General features: G+C 51.4%; 1 protein-coding gene. It reads right to left on the minus strand.

Translation table 11 applies throughout. The features are described 5' to 3' along the window. On the minus strand, positions 1-1,956 hold a 1,956-nt coding region (locus ABD009_RS02545; protein ID WP_343822443.1), incomplete at both ends, for a beta strand repeat-containing protein.

The following is a 1,956-nucleotide window of genomic DNA, read 5'->3' on the forward strand; positions in this document are numbered from 1 at the left end:
CGCCCGTGCTGATCACCGGTAGGTCGTCGGTGCCTGTGACGGTAATGGTGACTGATGTGGTGCTGCCGTCATTCAAGGTAATGGTAATGACATCGGTGCCCGTTTCACCTTGCGCTAATACTTCCGCGTTGGCATTTAAGGAATAACTCCAAACACCGTTGGCATCCACCGTTAAGTCACCGTAGGTGCCATTTATGGTGCCGGCTACAAATAATAGTCCAGCGTTGTCCGCGTCTGTCGCTGTTAGATTGCCCGAAATAGTTGGTGTTACGTCTTCAATTACAGCCCCAACGCCCGTGCTGATCACCGGTAGGTCGTCCGTGCCTGTGACGGTAATGGTGACTGATGTGGTGCTGCCGTCATTCAAGGTGATGGTAATGACATCGGTGCCCGTTTCACCTTGCGCTAGTACTTCCGCATTGGCATTTAAGGAATAACTCCAAACACCGTTGGCATCCACCGTTAAGTCACCGTAAGTACCATTAATGGTGCCGGCGACAAATAATAGTCCAGCATTGTCCGCGTCTGTTGCTGTTAAACTGCCCGAAATGGTTGGTGTTACGTCTTCAATTACAGCCCCAACGCCCGTGCTGATCACTGGTAGGTCGTCCGTGCCTGTGACGGTAATGGTGACTGATGTGGTGCTGCCGTCATTCAAGGTGATGGTAATGACATCGGTGCCCGTTTCACCTTGCGCTAGTACTTCCGCATTGGCATTTAAGGAATAACTCCATACGCCGTTGGCATCCACCGTTAAGTCACCGTAGGTACCATTTATGGTGCCGGCGACAAATAACAAGCCAGCGTTGTCCGCGTCTGTTGCTGTTAAACTGCCCGAAATGGTTGGTGTTACATCTTCAATTACAGCCCCAACGCCCGTGCTGACCACTGGTAGGTCGTCGGTGCCTGTGACGGTAATGGTGACTGATGTGGTGCTGCCGTCATTCAAGGTAATGGTAATGACATCGGTGCCCGTTTCACCTTGCGCTAATACTTCCGCATTGGCATTTAAGGAGTAACTCCAAACGCCGTTGGCATCCACCGTTAAGTCACCGTAAGTACCATTAATGGTGCCGGCGACAAATAACAAGCCAGCGTTGTCCGCGTCTGTTGCTGTTAAACTGCCCGAAATGGTTGGTGTTACATCTTCAATTACAGCCCCAACGCCCGTGCTGATCACCGGTAGGTCGTCCGTGCCTGTGACGGTAATGGTGACTGATGTGGTGCTGCCGTCATTCAAGGTAATGGTAATGACATCGGTGCCCGTTTCACCTTGCGCTAATACTTCCGCGTTGGCATTTAAGGAATAACTCCAAACGCCGTTGGCATCCACTGTTAAGTCACCGTAGGTACCATTAATGGTGCCGGCGACAAATAACAAGCCAGCGTTGTCCGCGTCTGTTGCTGTTAAATTGCCAGAAATAGTTGGTGTTACGTCTTCAATTACAGCCCCAACGCCCGTGCTGATCACCGGTAGGTCGTCCGTGCCTGTGACGGTAATGGTGACCGATGTGGTGCTGCCGTCATTCAAGGTGATGGTAATGACATCGGTGCCCGTTTCACCTTGCGCTAGTACTTCCGCATTGGCATTTAAGGAATAACTCCAAACACCGTTGGCATCCACCGTTAAGTCACCGTAAGTACCATTAATGGTGCCCGCGACAAATAATAGTCCAGCATTGTCCGCGTCTGTCGCTGTTAGATTGCCCGAAATGGTTGGTGTTACATCTTCAATTACAGCCCCTACGCCCGTGCTGATCACTGGTAGGTCGTCCGTGCCTGTGACGGTAATGGTGACTGATGTGGTGCTGCCGTCATTCAAGGTGATGGTAATGACATCGGTGCCCGTTTCACCTTGCGCTAGTACTTCCGCGTTGGCATTTAAGGAGTAACTCCAAACGCCGTTGGCATCCACCGTTAAGTCACCGTAGGTACCATTTATGGTGCCGGCGACAA

The organism is Psychrosphaera haliotis (assembly GCF_039523615.1).
GTDB classification, from domain to species: domain Bacteria; phylum Pseudomonadota; class Gammaproteobacteria; order Enterobacterales; family Alteromonadaceae; genus Psychrosphaera; species Psychrosphaera haliotis.